Below are 17,386 nucleotides of genomic sequence, written 5' to 3' on the forward strand. Positions count from 1 at the left end.
ATTCTAAAATAAGTTCAATAGAACGAAATGAGTTACTTCAAACGGTTAAACATTTAGGCAGAACCCTATGGAAAAAATGGTCGGGTTATCACCGTCGTAGTTTGGTGGAAACCAAGATGCATTGCATCAAATTATTAGGTGATAGGCTGACGGCAAGACATTTTCAAAGTCAGGTCAATGAAATTCATGCGCGTGTGGCAGTTCTGAATAGATTTACGGAATTAGGTAGACCTCGCACCCAAGTTGTGTCTTAAATTTGAATGGATTGGGGAGAACTCAGCTTTTGAATGTTTATGCAACAAAGCCAGGTCTACTATGAAATTTTAATAATCGTTTTAAATATTTATTATGTATATATTTTTATTATTTAATCTAAAATAAAATATAACCAATTGATTTAATTTAAATTTTAAAAAAGATATTGATATGTAAAGCTTTTTTGTATTATAAGATAAAACATGATTTTTAATAACACTTGAGTAATTAATAGTCATTGAAATATTGGGAATAAACCTTATATTGAGTACAGGTTCATACCTTAACTGAGGAAAAGCTCATGAATAAATTATTGGTTGCAGTATTCACTGGAATGGTATCTCTTGCCGGCTTCAGTGCTCAAGCTGCAACACCTGAGCAAGAATGTCAAAAATTGCAAGATGATTACAATTTGATTTATGCATCAAAAGGCTTTTGCTTTAAAGACCAAGATGCTAAAGAAAAATATGGTAATGAAAACTGTCATACGACTAAGCCAAAATTCTCTGATAAAGAGCAGCAACGTCTAGACGCAATTAAAGAACGTCAAAAAGAATTGAAGTGTAAATAGTACTTAAAGGAATAATTCATGGCATATGATGATCAAAATATCTTCGCAAAAATTTTACGTGGTGAACTTCCAGCGATAAAACTCTATGAAGATGATCAAGTTCTAGCTTTTATGGATATTATGCCCCAAGCCGATGGTCATGCATTAGTTATTCCAAAAACTCCTGCAGTAACTTTACTTGATTTACCCCCTGAGGCAGCAGCTTACACCATCCAGATTGTGCAAAAGATTGCGAAAGCAATGGAAACAGCACTAAACCTAGATGGTATTGTTCTCATGCAATTATCTGGGGCCGCTGCTGGACAAACTGTGCCTCACGTTCACTTTCACCTAATTCCAACAAATGTTCACCAGCTTGGTAAACATGCTGCGCAATTAGGAGATCAAGATAAAATCAAGGCCTTAGCCGAAAAAATTAAAGCAGCTCTTTGATTTAAAGAGTTAAAAGCGGAGCTTAGGCTCCGCTTTTTTTATTTAAAAAGTGTAATAAAATCAAAATAAAATAAAGTATTTCTAATTCTTATTTGTCATAAAACTGTCATTTCTTCTTCACTCCACTGTCACAAAGTTTACAGATACTTCTTAGCAAGTTGGTGAGCTTCTGTAACTTTTTGTACATAAGCCAACTACAAAATAAAAGTTAGCTAGGCATACGCCATTTAAAAATACCTTTTGGAGAAATCTCAATGAAGAAATTGCTTCTCGCTGCCGCAGTTGCAACTCTAAGCGTAAACGCGGTGCAAGCAGCGCCAACTTTGTACGGTAAACTCAATGTTACCATTGACCAAGTTGACAACAAAAATTTCGATGGTAAAAGTGACGTTACCGAAGTTAACTCTAACGCGTCTCGTATTGGGGTAAAAGGCGAAGAGAAATTGACTGATAACTTGTCAGCAGTTTATTTAGCCGAATGGCAAATTAATGCTGATGGTGATGGTACAGATCTTGGTCAACGTAACCGTTATATCGGTATCAAATCAAATAATGTTGGTACATTGAAAGTTGGTAAATTTGACTCTTACTTCAAAAATGCCGCTGGTAACTACCAAGACATCTATAACGACCACACTATTTTAGATATTACCAACACAATGTATGGTGAAGAACGTCTAAATAACGTTATTGGTTTTGAATCTGATCCTAAACTTCTTGCTGGTGTAACATTCAACGTAATGTTCCAACAAGGTGAAACGCCTGCTGATCCAACTCCAGGCGCATCTGGTAACGATGACAAACGTAATGGTTTTGGTGACTCAGTTTCAGGCTCTCTCGGCTACGAAAATAAAGACATTGGTTTAGCATTGGCTGCTGCTGCTAACTACAGCGTACAAGGTAAATACAATGCCTATGGCCTTAGCAATATTTTCTCTGATGCTTACCGTGTAACTGGCTCTTACGATTTTAGCAAGCTTGGTGCAACTGGTCTTGTGTTGGGTGGTTTATGGCAACATGCTGAACCAACTGATGAGTTGACTAAATATAAAGGCTTACAAGAAGATGCATGGGTTGGTGCTATAACTTACAAAATTGGTGAAACACCTTTTGTTGTAAAAGGACAATACCAATCCTCTAAAGCTTCTGTAGATGGTCAGCAAGATCGTAAAATTGATCAATACGGCGTAGGCTTAGACTACAAAATCAATAAACAAGCACGTTTCTACGGTATTGTTGCTCAACAAAAACGTGACTGGCTTGCTCAAGACGATAAACGTACTGTTGTAGGTGCTGGTATGGAATATAACTTCTAAGTTATTAACCATCTTGCATAAAATAAAAGGGCTTATGCCCTTTTATTTTATTGTACCAACAAAAAAGCCGATAATTTTTATATCGGCTTTTTTTAATCTCAATCTTATTTTAAGAAACTGCTCACAAGATTCATCACGTTTTGAATGTCTTGATTCGCTTCTTGATGATCTGTACTTTCACCCTGTGGTGTTAAAGAATCAATAACCTGAGGTAACACAGACGCGATCGCCCCGTAAACTTGCTCTTTTGGCGCTTGAGTCTGTTGGGCAACTTGTTCAACATCTGCAGGGTTAAATAAGCTTTGCAGTTGCTGAGTTGGAACTTCACTATTACTTTGATTTGGATCAACCCAACTTTGAACTTGACTACCTAAACCTGCACCTTTTAACTTTTCTAAAGCAGCCTGTAAACCACCTTGTTGTTGAACCCAGCCTAAGATTAAAGGTACTACAGCAATTAATAAACTTTGTACACCGCCACCAGCTTGAGGTGTATTGTTATTTCCAGTCACTTGGCCTAATACCGAACCTAATACTCCACCTAGACCACCTTGAGTACCAGAAGAAGTATTACCACCCATTTGTCCCAATACAGAACCTAAAATTCCACCTAAACCACCTTGGTTTGATGCTTGCTGGTTCCCGCCTAAAGCTTGCTGAGCCAAAACTTCTACAATGTTGCTTAAATTTGTCATGAGTAACTCTTATGTATGGTTTATACAGGAGCATACGCGTTTTTTTGTTAAGACAGCAAAAGCGAAATTGTTAAATTTTGAAAGAGATTAAATAGCCTTTTACCAGCGGAATTTATTCCAATTTTCCGGGTTTGCCCAAAATTTTGAATTAAACCAGTCTGGAACATGTTTATAGGTCAAGATATTAAATTGCCATAAAGCGAAATCACTATCATGTGAAGTTTTATCGATGAGTTGCGTGAACCCCAAAGAACGTAATAGCTGTTCATCACTGCGTTTGCTTACCACAACAATTCGTTTTGCTAATAAATCTCTTAACTTCACTAATAATTGTGATTTATGTACATCGCTAACGCTTTGCATTTCATCTGTATCAAACAATACAAAACCTAAATCATAACGCTGAGTAAAAGGCAGACTTAAAAGCTCAGTTACGGTAAAATAGTGCCATTGAATTGCGTTATTCTGGTCAATTTTCTGGCCAATACAAAGTGCAGTATGAATGGGCTGTTCGTTTGATAAATCGTCTAGCATAGAAGTGATGACATTTTGTTCAGCCATAACTGCAACCCTTAATTGAAAGATGTGAGTTTAAACTTTATGGAACTACAAGGCATTTGCCATAAAATGCATGCAGGCCTAAAAGATGCTAGTGTAACTGATCAACAGACAACCAAGGCAAATGTTGAATACAAATTTGTATTAGACCGTTCAGAAATTGATCTTCCTTTTAATTTAGGACAAGAACTAGAAATCGAATGGACAGGTAATATTTATTGCACATCTTGTGGCGCCAAAACACCGAAGTCCTATTCTCAAGGTCACTGTTTTAAATGTTTTAAAACGAAAGCTGAGTGTGATCTTTGCATTATGAAACCTGAAACATGTCACTATCATTTAGGTACATGTCGTGAAGATGACTTTGCCCACAGTGTATGCTTCCAACCACATATTGTGTATTTGGCAAATTCAAGTGCTTTAAAAGTAGGAATTACCCGTGTTAGCCATATGCCAGGTCGCTGGCTAGATCAGGGAGCAACTCAGGCTTTACCTATTTTAAAAGTTGGATCACGTCGTTTATCTGGTCAACTTGAAACCATGTTTAGTTCCCTAATTGCTGATAAAACTGACTGGCGTAAACTTCTTAAGGGTGAAGCTGAACCTCTAAATATGGTTGAACAACGTGATCAATTAATTGAAGAGTTTGCACCTAAAATTCAAACTATACGTGAAGAGTTTAGCCAAAATCTTGAATTTAACGAGACAGTTGAATTACTAGAAAATGAGTTACCGCGTGAGTTTGTTTATCCTGTTGAACAATATCCTGAAAAAATTAAGTCTCTAAACTTAGATAAAACACCAAAAATTCGTGGTTTATTACAAGGTATCAAAGGCCAATATTTAATTTTTGATATTGGTGTTATCAACATTCGTAAATATACGGGTTACGAACTGATCGTACGTGCATAAGTAAATTTAAAAAGCCCCTAAAATGGGGCTTTTCATTAATACGATTAAGATAATCTATTCCTAAATAGCCAAGCTGCTAAAGGTAAAGTGATCAGTCCAAGTATAATCATTGGAATAAAATTAAATTGAACTTGTGTAAAGTTTGCTCCTTCCAAATACACCCGTTGTACCAAATTAATTCCAAACCTTAAAGGATTTGCGTAAGTTGCTATTTCAAGTGCTTTTGGCATATTTTCTACAGGTGTCAGTAAGCCTGAAAGCAACATCAAAGGCATAATTAGTAGAAACGTAAATAGCATGGCTTGTTGCATATTTAATGATAATGCAGAAATTGATAAGCCCACTCCAACTATAGCCACGTTAAAACTCAATAACCCAAAATAAAGCAGCCCAATAGAGCCATTCATGGGAATTTTAAACCAGAACAAAATAATCAATAAAATAATAGTTGACTGCATCAGTCCTACAAAAATTGGCGGCAAAGCTTTACCAATCATAATTTGTAATGGCGTATACGGTGTTACTAATAACTGATCAAATGTTCCCTGCTCACGTTCACGTGCGACTGACAAAGCAGATAAAAGTAGTGTCTGCATCATACTTAATGCCGCAATTAATGAAGGCATTAAGCTCCATCGAGACTCTTGATTTGGGTTATACCATGTTCTTGTTTCAAGGCTAATAGGTAAAGCTGAATTAAATTTTTGCTGATTAAACTGTCCAACTATTTTGTTTAGATATGAACCTGCTACGACTGCGGTTGATGAATTCCTGCCGTCAACAATCACCTGTATAGGAGAGTTTTGGTTATTATTTAATTTACTCTCGAAGTCTGACGGAATCGTGATTACAAGCAATACCTGACGGCTATCAATCACCTGTTTGATTTGTTCGGTATAATGAAGTGTTGCAACACGCTTAAAAATACCAGAGCCATCTAATTTTGAGATGAGTTCATGTGAGACTTGGCCATTGCTCTGATCTAGAATTGCATAATCCACACGGTTAACATCATAAGTTGCAGCGTAACCAAACAAAAGTGCTTGCATCAGTGCTGGTACAAATAGAATGACTCTATTTGCAGGGTCACTAAAAATAGTTAAGAATTCTTTTTTGACTAAAAAACTTAAATGCTTCAGCCACGTGATTAATTTTTGCCACATAACTTTATCTCAACCGTTTTTTTAGTGAAAAGTTCACGGCACATATCAAAACAATAATATATCCCAGTAAAAAACCGCATTCTTTAAGCCATAACTTCCAGTCATCACCTCCCATAAATAAGGTTTTAATTAAAATCATAAAATGTGTAGCTGGCAGTAACTGGCTAATAATTTGCACCACTAAAGGTAAGTTACGTGTATCGAAAACAAATCCTGAAAGCATCTGTGCGGGCATAAAACTTGCCAATAAAGCAATTTGACTTGCCTGAAACTGACTTTGAGCAAAACCCGATATGGTTAAACCAAGTAATAAAGAAACAACTAAATAGAGAAATGAAGCCGATAAAACTGAGAATAATGAACCGCGCATGGGTACTTCAAAAATAAAATAGGCAGCAATAATACAGATTACGATATCAATCATGCCGACAACAACATAAGGAATGAGCTTTGCTAATACAATTTCAAATGGTCTTACAGGTGTGACAAATAAGGCCTCTAGTGTTCCCCGCTCCCTTTCACGAGCAATAAGTAAACCAGTTAAAAATGCACCGATTAAAGTTAAAATTAATACCATTAAGCCAGGGACTAAAAACCAAGTACTATTAGCAGATTCGTTAAACCATATTCGTTGTTCAATATTAACGGCGCTTGACGTTGCTAATATTTGCCCACGGTCAACTTGTATAGACGGCGCGGTAGTCAAAGCCCCTGTAATATAGCCTTCCAAAGCTGTTGCTATGGTGGTGGATGTACCATTTAATAGTAGTTGAGCCTTTGCATTACCTTGTTGTGTCTGACTCGTAAAATCTGAAGGAAAGTGCAAAATGGCATCAATTTCTCCATCTCGAATGGCCTGTTCTGCTTTAGGTAAACTAGGAAACTCTTGACTTGCTAAATATCGCGAACCCTTTAAACCCGCTAAAATCTGATTAATCTGTGGTGAGGACTGATCAACTACGACACCAACTCGTGCCTGATTTAAGTCAAAGGAAAGTCCATAACCAAACAATAAAATTAAAATAACAGGCAAAACCAGACCAATCCCGAGGCTGCTTTTGTCACGAATGAGCTGCTTAGTTTCTTTCCTTACTAACGCTGTCAATCGATTCCAAAATCCAAAGCTCATTGTAGACCTCCTAAACAGCATGCCTTAAAGCACGGGCTTGCTCTACAATTGCTATAAAAGCCTCATTCATATCACCAATATACTTATCTCGACTGGCTAAATCGCGTACTTGTTGGGGTGAGCCTAAGGCCAATAATTTTCCAGCATCTTGTATGGCGATGCGGTCACAATATTCCGCCTCCTCCATAAAATGAGTCGTAATAATGATGGTAATTCCCTGATTTGCTAGCTCGCCAATGCTGTACCAAAATGAACGCCGTGTAAGAGGATCTATCCCGCTCGTAGGTTCATCTAAAAATAAAATTTCTGGTTCATGCAACAGTGCTGCAGCCATAGATAGTCGTTGTTTATAACCACCGGGTAAATCACCACTTTTAATATGAGGTTTTAAATCGTATTGCTCTAATGCATTATCAATTTGTTGATTTAGTTTTTTGCCTGTTAGACCATAGGCCCCACCAAAAAACTTCAAATTTTCTAAAACAGTTAAATTGCTATACAGTGCAAATTTCTGAGAGACATACCCCACTTTGCCCCGTGCCTCAGCACGAGCTGTGCGTAAGTTTTTACCAGCAACTTCTAGATAGCCACTACTTGCTGGTAACAATCCACATAACATCCGAAATGTTGTGGTTTTACCCGCACCATTTGGGCCAAGTAATCCAAATATTTCGCCTCGCTTTACATCAAATGATGTATTGGCAACGGCAGTAAAATCGCCAAAGTTTCTGACTAGATCTTTAACAACAATGACGGGTTGTTGTGATTTCAAATTATTGTTTTGTTCTAATTGAAAATTCTGCTCAGGAACAGATACTAGTTTTCGTTGCTTTTGAGTCTGCTGCAACAACATCATAAACGTATCTTCAAGTTCAGCTGATCGCCTATGAGCGACTAGCCCCTGAAGTAAAATATCTGTTGATAATTCTTTTTGGCGACTGATAAAGTTTACCTGTTCACCCTTTGGAACAGCATCAATAATGTCAACAGAATTTCCAAGCAATTGGGCTTGTAAAGTCCGTGCCTTAATTTGCTCTGAAAGTTTTACTTTCCATGTTTGTCCATGTGCTATTTCTTTTAATTGCTCAGGTGAGCCTTGCTTTAAAATTTTGCCCTCATACATGATATATACATAGTCACACTTTTCTGCTTCATCCATATAAGCAGTACTTATAATAACGCTTAAATTTTCTTCTTGAACAAGCTGTTCAATAATAGTCCATAAATCTCTTCTTGATAAAGGATCTACTCCAACACTAGGCTCATCAAGCAATAGTAATTCTGGGGAACGAACTAACGTACATGCCAGTCCTAGCTTTTGTTTCATTCCACCAGAAAGTTTCCCCGCTGGGCGTTGAATGAATTGAGTAAGATCCGTTATTTCTAATAACCGTTTAAATCTTTGACTGCGTACATCTTTGGGAACGCCATGTAAATCGGCATATAAATTTAAATTTTCTTGTACACTTAAGTCTTCATACAGACCGAAACGTTGTGGCATATAACTAATACGGTCTTGCACAGCTTGAGGATTTTTATCGATATCAAACCCAAGCACATTCAGAGAACCTGAAGTAGCTTTATATAGTCCAGCAACTAATCTTAATAAAGTTGTTTTTCCTGCGCCATCTGGGCCAACTAAAGCAGTAAGTTCTCCTTTATTGATTTGCATATCCAAATCATCAATTGCCTTAGTATCTGCTAACTTTTTATTTTCACCTTTAAAAATCATCGATAAATGATGGGCTTGAACCACTACATTATTATCAGTCATGAGCTTTCTCACCTGAAACAAGTGGTACTTTTACAGTCACTGGTTGACCCATTTTCAATTGATCATTCGGGTCATTTACGTAAACTCGAACTTCATAAACTAGAGTTGTTCTTATCTCATCAGTCTGTACAGTTTTAGGCGTGAACTCAGCCACAGAAGATATATAGCCAATTTTTCCATTGATAGGTTGATTCGGATCAGCATCTCGAATGACCTGTGCCGTACCACCCATATGAATGGAACTCAAATCTTTTTCATTTGCATATAAACGAACCCATTTTGGATCGGTCAAGGCCAATGTATAAACTGCCTTTTGCGCAGTGGTCATATCTCCAACTTCTTGTAGTCGCGCTCTCACCACTGCATTTACAGGAGACTTTAGTACAGCTTGAGTAAGGTTATAGTTGATTAGATCTAAATTCGCTTTGGTTGCGTCATATTGTGCTTTGGTTGCTTCTCGATCCTCTTGTCTAGCGCCTTTAATGACCAATTCTAAATTAGCTTGTCTTTCACGGACCGCTGCTTCAGCACTATGTTGATTACTTTTGGCATAGTCGAGTTCTTGTTGGCTAATTGCCCGACCATCCGTACTAATCACCAATATTTGTAACCTTTGCAAGTTTTTACTGGCTTTATCTAAATCAGCTTGAGCAGAAGCGAGTTGTGCTCTTGCTTGACTAATTTCTTCTGGCCGAGCTCCGACTTGTTGTTTAACGATAGCTTCTTGTTGAGCTTTGAGTTGTGCTTGGGCTTGCTTTGCCTGAATTTGTAATGCATTAGTATTCAGAGTTGCTAATACTTGACCGGCTTTAACTTTATCACCCTCTTGAACTAAGAGTTTTTCAATACGGCCCGGCTGTTCAAATGCAAGTGAAACTTGGCGGATATCCACGTTTCCATATAGAGTCAAATTACTATCTTCTTGATTTTTTGTCTTATATCCCCACACCCAAAAACCGATGACAACCAGAGCTATAATAACTAGGACTATGGCAATCACTTTTTTATTCATCTTATTATCCTTTATTAAATTCAAATTTTCTTGGTTTAAATTCAATTTAAATTTAAATTACTCCAATCTTTGAATAAAAGATATACTTTTATGGTGAATGAAAATTAGGTTTAAACATGTCCAGATCTAGACGAAGTGATGGTGACTTAACAAAGACTAAAATTATTGAGGCAGCAGGACCATTAATTGCCCAGTATGGTTTTGCAAAAACAGCGAACAAAACAATTGCTAACGCTGCTAATGTCGATTTAGCTGCAATTAACTATCACTTTGATGGTCGAGATGGTTTATATCAAGCAGTTTTGGTGGAAGCACATGCCCACTATCTAGATGAAAAATATTTATTAGAACTTGTCGAAAGCACTTACTCTCCTGAAGAAAAATTGAGTTTACTACTTGAAACTTTACTGCATAAATTGACAGAAAAAGATGTCTGGCATGGCAAAGTTTTTATTCGTGAACTGTTTTCACCTTCTGAGCATTTATTAAGTTTTATTGAACTTACAGGTATGAGAAAATTTTTTCTTATTCGTAAGTTAATTAGTCAAGTTGCAGGTTTAGAGGAAAATGATCCAGCGGTTTTACCATGTATTTTAAGCGTGATGACACCTTGTATGATGCTCATTATTGCTGGACCAAATACTCAAGCACCTGAGCCTCTTAAAAATATTGCTCAGATGCCATTGCATGATTTAATTGAACATTTCAAAAAATTTTCATTAGCAGGATTAAAAGCAATTAGCCAATCAAAATCCTAAAGGTTAGCTATTCAGACATTTCAAAATAGCCTGAACAGGATCTTCCGTATTTCCAGAAATAAGTTGTTTATGCATGGTTAAATGTTGCATTACTTGAATTTGCGCCGTTTCAACATTCATTAGTTTTTCTATTTCAGCTGCTAAATTTTCTGGCGTAGCATCTGCCTGAATCAGCTCTTCAATAACTTTTTTACCCGCAATAATATTCGGTAAAGAATAATAAGGAATTTTGACCAAAAGCTTAGCAATTATATAGGTCAGCCAATGCAATTTATAGAAAGTGACCATCGGTCTATGCATTAACATTGCTTCTAATGTCGCAGTCCCAGAAGCTAAAGCAATAATATCACTTGCATTCATGACCATACGGCCAATTTTCGATTCGCTATCTGTATTTTCTAAAATATTAATGCAAGCCTTTAAATGAGGTGCTAGTTGTTGAACACCCTGCTCAATCTGTTGCTTACGGGCATCATTAATGGCCGGAATCAAGAATTGGATATCTGGATATTTGGTATGCAAAATATTAGCAGCACCCAGTAACATAGGAAGAAGTCGCTCTACTTCACCTTTTCGGCTACCTGGTAATAAAGCAATATACTTCTGATTTTCATTAAGACCCAATTGCTGTTTAGCAATTTGAATTGGATTTTCGAGTGGTAATTGTTTTGCTAGCGGATGACCTACAAAGGCCGCTGGAACTTCATAGCGCTCATAAAAGACTTTTTCAAACGGAAATAAACAAAGTACTAAATCTATACTCTGTTTAATGCCATGTACACGCCCTTGGCGCCACGCCCAAACAGATGGACTCACGTATTGAACTGTTTTTATTGGAAGACTCTTTTCTTTAATACTTTTAGAAAGTCTGAGGTTAAAATCGGGTGCATCAATACCAATAAAAATATCAACCGGTTGCTGAGTCCATTGGTTAATTAAACCATCTCGCACGGCAAATAGTTTTTTTAAATCTTTTAATACCTCAACAATCCCCATTACAGATAAAGTTTCCATTGGATAATAACTGTTAAAACCCTCAGCAATCATTTGGGGTCCACCGATTCCTTCAAACTCAGCATCGATTCCTTGTTCACGGAAACTACGCATAAGTTTCACACCCAGTGTATCTCCAGAAACTTCCCCAACTACAATGCCTATTTTAAGTTTTCGATTTGCCAAGGCGATTTACCCAAAAATTTGAAATAATGCATTCTAGCATAGAGGCTTATTAATCTTGAACTTGGTAAATATATATGGCTAAAGCCAGCAGAAGCACACCACAATCTAAAATTACACTCATGCACTATCTTTTAATCAAAATTAACAATGCGATTTGAATTGTAGCTTACATTTACAAACAATAAAATAAATGAGAATTATTTACATTATCTTTACTATTATGACCATCCCACCTCGACCATTTAAACTTTCTGTAATCGCCTGCGCGATTTGTTATGCAAATCTCACTTATGCTCAAGATGCAGATATACAAGCTTTGCAGACGATTCAAGTTAAAGCTACAAGTACAGAGCAGTCTTCTGAACAAACCAAAGCCTATAATGTTAAGAACTCTAGCAGTGCAACTAAGCTTAACATTGAGGCTAAAGAAACGCCTCAAACTATTAATGTCGTTACTCGTCAACAAATTGAAGATTTTGGGCTTACTAGCACCCGAGATGTTCTAAACAATACACCTGGGGTCACAGTAACCAATCAGGAAACCGAGCGAACTACTTATATGGCTCGTGGGTTTGAAATTTCAAATATTTTAACTGACGGCGTAGGTTTTCCCCTCTCAGGTTATAACTATAACAATACTAATCCTGATACTTATTTTTATGATCGTGTAGAAGTCGTTAAAGGTGCTGACTCTTTAACGAATGCATTTGGTGACCCAAGTGCAACCATCAATAATATTCGAAAACGCCCAACCCAAGAATTTCAAGCAAGCGGCGGTATAAGTTACGGGTCTTGGGATACTCAGCGTTATGAGGCTGACGTATCTGGCTCAATTCTACCAAGTGGAAAAGTCCGTGGTCGCATTATGGGCTATGAGCAAACTGGTGACTCATACCTTGACCGATATTCTTCAGAAAAAAATGGTTTCGCTGGTATTGTTGAAGCTGATTTAACAGATACAACATTACTTACCCTAGGTTATAGCCAAGAAAAAAATAAACCGAATGCAAACAACTGGGGTGCTCTACCCTTGCTTGATGCCAACGGCAAACAAATTTCTTATGATCGCTCCTATAACCCAAACCCTGACTGGGCACATTGGGATAATGAAACACAGAATGCTTTTGTTGAATTAAAACAGAAAATTAATGATCAATGGGCAGCTAAGCTGACTTATAACTATCTTGATAGTAAGCATAACAGTCGCCTCCTTTACTATTATGGTTACCCAAAAGCTGATGGTTCAGGAGTGTCTTTGACACCATGGGGTGGCCAAGAGCATCAAGAACAACATGCTGTAGATTTTAATCTTGAGGGAACTTATAAACTCTTTAACCAAGAGCATGAAGCAACGTTAGGTTATAACTATGTACGTAGTCGTCAACATGATAAACAATCTACGGGAACAATTAACGATAGTAATGTTATCAATTCGACCACCACAAACTGGGCAAGTTGGACACCTCAATCTATAACGTGGTCAGATTTCTCTGAAGCAGCGAACTATACGCAAAATATAGATTCAATTTATGCTGCTACCCGCTTACATCTCAACGAAGATTTAAAACTGTTGCTTGGCGCAAACTATGTGAAAGCCGAGAGTAAAGGCGAAAGCTATGGTTCGCCTATGGAATATAGTGAAAGTAAAGTTTCACCGTATGCGGGCTTAACTTATAACTTTACACCTGAATATACAGGTTATATGAGCTATACCTCAATTTTCCGTCCACAAACTGGTATTGATCAAGATACCAATCAAGCTTTAAAACCAATTGAAGGTAAAAGCTATGAAATGGGTGTAAAAAGCTCATGGCTAGATGACCGTTTAACTGGGACGCTTTCAGTATTCAAAACCGAACAAAACAATTACCCACTACGTAACTCGGACGGAAATCCACTTAATCGAAAAGTGCCAACCAGTGATTTAGAATCACAAGGTGTCGAAGTCGGGTTATCTGGTCAAATCACTGATAACGTCAATCTTGCTTTTGGCTATGCTCAATTTAGTATTAAAGATATAAAAAATGGTGGCGAAGCGAGAACGTATAATCCAAACCAAACCCTTAATTTGCTGACTACCTATACACCATCAGTTTTACCTAAGCTGAAAGTTGGCGCAGGGCTACAATGGCAAGATGCCGTGAAGCTATACGACTCGACAGCAAACAGCACCATCAAGCAAGATGCTTATGCCTTAGTAAATTTAATGGCGAGCTATGAAGTGAATGACCACATTACGCTCCAAGCCAATGGAAATAATATTTTCGATAAGAAATATTTGTATAGTTTCCCTAATGGTCAAGGCTTTTATGGACCCTCAGCCAACTATACGGTTGCTGTAAAGTTTAAATATTAAACGCGTAGCCAACTCCACTTTAGGTGTTGGCTTTCTTTTATTTTTTATGTGCCAGTAAAGATGTCCAAAACATTAAATCTCCCTATGTCATATCGTATAAAAGTTTTCTATCGATTTTTAGTCGTTTTCGGTATGGGTTATGCCTGTATGGCTTATTTAAGTCTTGGGCTTACTGGTATCTTTCATTTGACTCTAGATAAACCTGAAGCCATTTATTTGGCAGCATTTATCTCTATTTTGTTTTATGTATTTTTTGTGATGGTAGGTTTTTGCATTCAATCGTTATGGAAAGTGACTGGGCTATCAATCGTGCTATTTACCCTTTTCTTTATTGTGACACGGATGGTGAGTTATGCATAAAGGTATACGCCAATCTATGGCATGGCTGCATTCATGGACTGGATTAATTTTTGGATGGCTCGTATTTACTATTTTTTTAATGGGGAGTTTGTCGTATTACCGCCATGAAATTAATTTGTGGATGCAACCAGCACTTGCACAGTACGAAATAAAACAAGATGTGGCAATTAAAACAGCATATCAGTACTTACAAAAAAACGCTCCCGATGCCAAATCTTGGTATTTAACTGTTGCTACCGCAGAAAGTCCTGCTAACACCATGTATTGGGAAAAACCAGACGGTGGTTATGGAAATGCAACACTTGATGCAAATACTGGTCAAGAACTAAAACTTTCAGCAACTGAAGGTGGTGACTTCTTCTATCGTTTCCACTATCAACTTTTTGGTATTCCGATATTAATTGGACGGCTCGTTGTATCTTTAGCAGCTTTTATTATGTTAATTGCCTTAATCTCAGGCATTATTACCCATAAAAAAATCTTTAGCGACTTTTTTACTTTACGGACCTTTAAGTCTCAGCGTTCATGGTTAGATTTTCATAATGTTTCATCTGTTATTGCACTGCCCTTCTTTTTGACTATTACTTTTACAGGCTTGGCTATTTTCTTCTATTTATATCTTCCTTGGGGAATGCAAAAACTCTATCCAGATAATCCATATCAATATTTTACCGAAATTCGCACAAAGACGGTCTCTGAGAACCAATCGATTCAACCTGCTCAAAACTTAGCTATTGAGAATTTATTGAGTCAAGTTCAGCAACGTTGGGGAAATCAAACTTTAGCAACTATAAGTGTTAAAAACCCAAATACGAATCAGGCTCAAATTACATTTATTCAGCAAGAAGACCGTTCTATTACCCGTAATCAAGCACAAATCACACTAGACGCATCAACTGGCAAAGTCTTGGGTGATACACGTAATCATAGTCCTATTGCTACACTTTATGCTGGAGTATATGGCTTACATATGGCAACTTTTGCTCAGCCTTTACTTCGCTTAGGGTTGTTTTTCTCTGGTATTTTAGGATGTGTAATGATTGCATCTGGCTTGTTACTTTGGAGCCTAAAACGCCAACTTCAAAAGAAAAATAGTAAGTTTCATTTTGGGCATTATTTAGTTGATCGTTTAAATGTTGCTACATTTATAGGTTTGCCTTGTGCAACACTTGCTTATTTATATGCAAATCGATTGTTTACAGTCACGACAACTACTATCAATTATGAAATTTATAGCTTCTTCTTGGTATGGCTAATAAGCTTGATTATTGCGCTCATCACTAGAAAACAATATTTGTGGCGAACTCAACTTGGCATCTTCATTTTGCTTTGTATAGCACTCCCTCTCTTAAATATAAGTTATTTGCTAAAAAATCATTATGTCCAAAACTTTAACGCTTATTGGGATTTTGCACGCATAGATATTTTTTTCTGGTTATTTGCAGCCTTAGCCCTTTTCATATTTTTTAAAATTAAACCGATTCAACATAAAGCCGTAGAAAAAATTCAAAAAAAGCTGAATAAGTTAAATATTGAGGTGAATTCATGATGTTCTTTGTGTTTATCCTGACTTTACTAGGCATGTATTTACTATTCATATCGGCTGAAAAGTATCGCTCATCGAAATCAACTGATCATTTCAAATCTTTAGCTCAAAAATATTATCCATTGTTAAGGATATTGGCCTTTTTACTATTTGCGTTGAGCGGGTTTATTCTCATCAAAAAATATGGTTTTTCAATTGGTTTTGTCAGCTGGTGGATCTTTGCAACACCCCTTACCTTTTTACTCATACTTTGGCTTAACCCCTTAAGAGCTTTGAAATCATCATCTAAGTCATGAATTTGAATAAAATTTCATCAAAATAGGCATATTTTTGATTGCTTAGCGTTTTTTTGCATAAGTAAATCATTATTCATGACAACTGTTTATCTCTAAAAGGAATAAGATATCTGCGTTTCGTGATAAGTGGCGATAAAGATGTCTGGTGCTTTTGAATTTATCTTAGCGGGTATGTTAGTTGGTTTCTGTGTAGGGATTACAGGAGTTGGTGGTGGGTCATTAATGACACCAATTTTAATTGGTCTTTTTAGAATTGAACCGCATATCGCAATTGGTACCGATTTACTTTATGCCGCAATTTCAAAGTTTTGTGGATCAATGGTTCACGCAAAAAAACTCAATATCGTGTGGCCTATTGTTTTATGGCTAGCAGTGGGTAGTATTCCTGCGTCTTTCGGTACTGCTTGGGTATTGGAACATTATTTAAGTCAGTCAACACACTATAAAGCTGTTTTAACAATGGTATTAGGCTTTATGCTGACCTTGACTGGTGTTTCTATTATTTTCCGTACTCGTATTGAAAAGTTCTTTAATAAATTCCGAAATAAAGAGAATACCCAAACTGAAAATGAGCAATTAGCTGTTCAAAATAAACGCACCTATATTGTGATTATGGGCATTATTCTAGGTGTATTCGTAACGTTATCATCTGTTGGTGCTGGTGCCTTTGGAATTATGGCACTCGTAATTATGTTTCCGAACTTACCAATGATTCGAATTATTGGGTCAGATGTCGTACATGCAGTATTACTAACCTTAGTTGCCGGTCTTGGACATATGAGTGCCGGTAACGTCGACTTTATGCTCCTTATGTGGTTGTTGGTAGGTTCTATTCCGGCAATTATTATTGGCACATTAATTAGCTCACGTATGCCGGAACGTTTAATCCGTAAAATTTTGGGTATTACATTATTTGCTCTTGGTGTTAACTTTATGGTCCACCCAGTCAAAGCCAAACCAAAAGCAGCTGTGGTACAACAAGCAGTAGTTGCTGAAAAAACAGGCAACTCGACTGAAAGATAGTAAAATCAATAGGATTTTTCCAAACTGAATTGCCATGAGATGTAGTATTTT

At 36.9% G+C, this 17,386-nt stretch carries 17 protein-coding genes and 1 pseudogene; 11 read left to right on the top strand and 7 right to left on the bottom strand.

Annotated elements, in window-relative coordinates; genetic code table 11:
* From J671_RS09095 to J671_RS09110, 4 genes and pseudogenes are all read left to right on the top strand, one after another.
* A pseudogene (locus J671_RS09095) lies at positions 1-254 on the top strand (IS5/IS1182 family transposase); the annotation flags it as partial.
* Positions 255-556: 302 nt separating this feature from the next.
* Positions 557-826: a YARHG domain-containing protein gene (locus tag J671_RS09100; RefSeq protein ID WP_004701840.1), complete on the top strand. Its 270-nt coding sequence runs from the start codon at positions 557-559 to the stop codon at positions 824-826.
* 18 nt (positions 827-844) lie between these two features.
* Positions 845-1,258, top strand: coding sequence for an HIT family protein (locus tag J671_RS09105; RefSeq protein WP_000312749.1), 414 nt, complete (start codon positions 845-847; stop codon positions 1,256-1,258).
* Between the two features lie 254 nt (positions 1,259-1,512).
* Positions 1,513-2,574, top strand: a complete 1,062-nt coding sequence (locus J671_RS09110) for a porin (protein ID WP_004701846.1) — start codon at positions 1,513-1,515, stop codon at positions 2,572-2,574.
* Between the two features lie 104 nt (positions 2,575-2,678).
* Here J671_RS09110 and J671_RS09115 read toward each other — a convergent pair whose 3' ends face one another.
* Positions 2,679-3,269, bottom strand: a complete 591-nt coding sequence (locus J671_RS09115; RefSeq protein ID WP_004887373.1) for a YidB family protein — start codon at positions 3,267-3,269, stop codon at positions 2,679-2,681.
* A 99-nt stretch (positions 3,270-3,368) separates the two neighbouring features.
* The gene (locus tag J671_RS09120) at positions 3,369-3,830 is read right to left on the bottom strand and encodes a DUF6231 family protein (RefSeq protein WP_002049924.1); all 462 of its coding nucleotides are present in this window, start codon (positions 3,828-3,830) and stop codon (positions 3,369-3,371) included.
* A 39-nt stretch (positions 3,831-3,869) separates the two neighbouring features.
* Here J671_RS09120 and J671_RS09125 point away from each other — a divergent pair, with 39 nt between their 5' ends.
* Positions 3,870-4,739 carry a DUF2797 domain-containing protein gene (locus J671_RS09125; protein WP_004887374.1) on the top strand — a complete coding sequence of 290 codons (870 nt, stop codon included), beginning with the start codon at positions 3,870-3,872 and terminating at the stop codon, positions 4,737-4,739.
* 44 nt (positions 4,740-4,783) lie between these two features.
* On the opposite strand, the gene J671_RS09130 is transcribed toward J671_RS09125, so the two are convergent.
* From J671_RS09130 to J671_RS09145, 4 genes are read right to left on the bottom strand one after another with little or no spacing between them, the layout of a single operon-like run.
* The gene (locus tag J671_RS09130; protein WP_004887375.1) at positions 4,784-5,902 is read right to left on the bottom strand and encodes an ABC transporter permease; all 1,119 of its coding nucleotides are present in this window, start codon (positions 5,900-5,902) and stop codon (positions 4,784-4,786) included.
* A 4-nt stretch (positions 5,903-5,906) separates the two neighbouring features.
* Complete coding sequence (locus J671_RS09135) at positions 5,907-7,031, bottom strand: ABC transporter permease (RefSeq protein WP_004887376.1); 1,125 nt, start codon at positions 7,029-7,031, stop codon at positions 5,907-5,909.
* A 10-nt stretch (positions 7,032-7,041) separates the two neighbouring features.
* Entirely contained in the window at positions 7,042-8,805 is a 1,764-nt protein-coding gene (locus J671_RS09140) for an ATP-binding cassette domain-containing protein (RefSeq protein ID WP_004887377.1), read from the bottom strand.
* A complete protein-coding gene (locus J671_RS09145; RefSeq protein WP_004887380.1) occupies positions 8,798-9,817 on the bottom strand; it encodes an HlyD family efflux transporter periplasmic adaptor subunit in 1,020 nt (339 codons plus the stop codon). Before J671_RS09145 ends, J671_RS09140 begins: the two co-directional genes overlap by 8 nt.
* A gap of 116 nt (positions 9,818-9,933) precedes the next feature.
* Here J671_RS09145 and J671_RS09150 point away from each other — a divergent pair, with 116 nt between their 5' ends.
* The gene (locus J671_RS09150) at positions 9,934-10,575 is read left to right on the top strand and encodes a CerR family C-terminal domain-containing protein (RefSeq protein ID WP_004887381.1); all 642 of its coding nucleotides are present in this window, start codon (positions 9,934-9,936) and stop codon (positions 10,573-10,575) included.
* 3 nt (positions 10,576-10,578) lie between these two features.
* Here J671_RS09150 and lpxB read toward each other — a convergent pair whose 3' ends face one another.
* The gene (lpxB, locus tag J671_RS09155; RefSeq protein WP_006581555.1) at positions 10,579-11,754 is read right to left on the bottom strand and encodes a lipid-A-disaccharide synthase; all 1,176 of its coding nucleotides are present in this window, start codon (positions 11,752-11,754) and stop codon (positions 10,579-10,581) included.
* Positions 11,755-11,974: 220 nt separating this feature from the next.
* On the opposite strand from lpxB, the gene J671_RS09160 reads away from it, so the two are divergent.
* The 5 genes from J671_RS09160 to J671_RS09170 all read left to right on the top strand — a co-directional run bounded on the left by J671_RS09160 (position 11,975) and on the right by J671_RS09170 (position 17,335).
* Positions 11,975-14,110, top strand: coding sequence for a TonB-dependent siderophore receptor (locus tag J671_RS09160; RefSeq protein WP_006581554.1), 2,136 nt, complete (start codon positions 11,975-11,977; stop codon positions 14,108-14,110).
* Positions 14,111-14,170: 60 nt separating this feature from the next.
* Positions 14,171-14,470: a hypothetical protein gene (locus J671_RS0104305; RefSeq protein ID WP_004709000.1), complete on the top strand. Its 300-nt coding sequence runs from the start codon at positions 14,171-14,173 to the stop codon at positions 14,468-14,470.
* Entirely contained in the window at positions 14,463-16,019 is a 1,557-nt protein-coding gene (locus J671_RS09165) for a PepSY-associated TM helix domain-containing protein (RefSeq protein ID WP_031982064.1), read from the top strand. The genes J671_RS0104305 and J671_RS09165 overlap by 8 nt, the downstream gene beginning before the upstream one ends.
* The gene (locus tag J671_RS0104310) at positions 16,016-16,312 is read left to right on the top strand and encodes a hypothetical protein (protein ID WP_004887390.1); all 297 of its coding nucleotides are present in this window, start codon (positions 16,016-16,018) and stop codon (positions 16,310-16,312) included. The genes J671_RS09165 and J671_RS0104310 overlap by 4 nt, the downstream gene beginning before the upstream one ends.
* Positions 16,313-16,450: 138 nt before the next feature.
* Positions 16,451-17,335, top strand: coding sequence for a sulfite exporter TauE/SafE family protein (locus J671_RS09170; protein WP_002049910.1), 885 nt, complete (start codon positions 16,451-16,453; stop codon positions 17,333-17,335).
* The last annotated feature ends 51 nt before the right edge of the window (positions 17,336-17,386 follow it).

Source organism: Acinetobacter sp. 1130196 (assembly GCF_000588095.1).
GTDB lineage: Bacteria > Pseudomonadota > Gammaproteobacteria > Pseudomonadales > Moraxellaceae > Acinetobacter > Acinetobacter nosocomialis.

Coding starts and splice junctions, on each gene's coding strand:
- J671_RS09100 (WP_004701840.1), top strand. CDS start 557: ATGAATAAATTATTGGTTGCAGTATTCACTGGAATGGTATCTCTTGCC.
- J671_RS09105 (WP_000312749.1), top strand. CDS start 845: ATGGCATATGATGATCAAAATATCTTCGCAAAAATTTTACGTGGTGAA.
- J671_RS09110 (WP_004701846.1), top strand. CDS start 1,513: ATGAAGAAATTGCTTCTCGCTGCCGCAGTTGCAACTCTAAGCGTAAAC.
- J671_RS09115 (WP_004887373.1), bottom strand. CDS start 3,269: ATGACAAATTTAAGCAACATTGTAGAAGTTTTGGCTCAGCAAGCTTTA.
- J671_RS09120 (WP_002049924.1), bottom strand. CDS start 3,830: ATGGCTGAACAAAATGTCATCACTTCTATGCTAGACGATTTATCAAAC.
- J671_RS09125 (WP_004887374.1), top strand. CDS start 3,870: ATGGAACTACAAGGCATTTGCCATAAAATGCATGCAGGCCTAAAAGAT.
- J671_RS09130 (WP_004887375.1), bottom strand. CDS start 5,902: ATGTGGCAAAAATTAATCACGTGGCTGAAGCATTTAAGTTTTTTAGTC.
- J671_RS09135 (WP_004887376.1), bottom strand. CDS start 7,031: ATGAGCTTTGGATTTTGGAATCGATTGACAGCGTTAGTAAGGAAAGAA.
- J671_RS09140 (WP_004887377.1), bottom strand. CDS start 8,805: ATGACTGATAATAATGTAGTGGTTCAAGCCCATCATTTATCGATGATT.
- J671_RS09145 (WP_004887380.1), bottom strand. CDS start 9,817: ATGAATAAAAAAGTGATTGCCATAGTCCTAGTTATTATAGCTCTGGTT.
- J671_RS09150 (WP_004887381.1), top strand. CDS start 9,934: ATGTCCAGATCTAGACGAAGTGATGGTGACTTAACAAAGACTAAAATT.
- J671_RS09160 (WP_006581554.1), top strand. CDS start 11,975: ATGACCATCCCACCTCGACCATTTAAACTTTCTGTAATCGCCTGCGCG.
- J671_RS0104305 (WP_004709000.1), top strand. CDS start 14,171: ATGTCCAAAACATTAAATCTCCCTATGTCATATCGTATAAAAGTTTTC.
- J671_RS09165 (WP_031982064.1), top strand. CDS start 14,463: ATGCATAAAGGTATACGCCAATCTATGGCATGGCTGCATTCATGGACT.
- J671_RS0104310 (WP_004887390.1), top strand. CDS start 16,016: ATGATGTTCTTTGTGTTTATCCTGACTTTACTAGGCATGTATTTACTA.
- J671_RS09170 (WP_002049910.1), top strand. CDS start 16,451: ATGTCTGGTGCTTTTGAATTTATCTTAGCGGGTATGTTAGTTGGTTTC.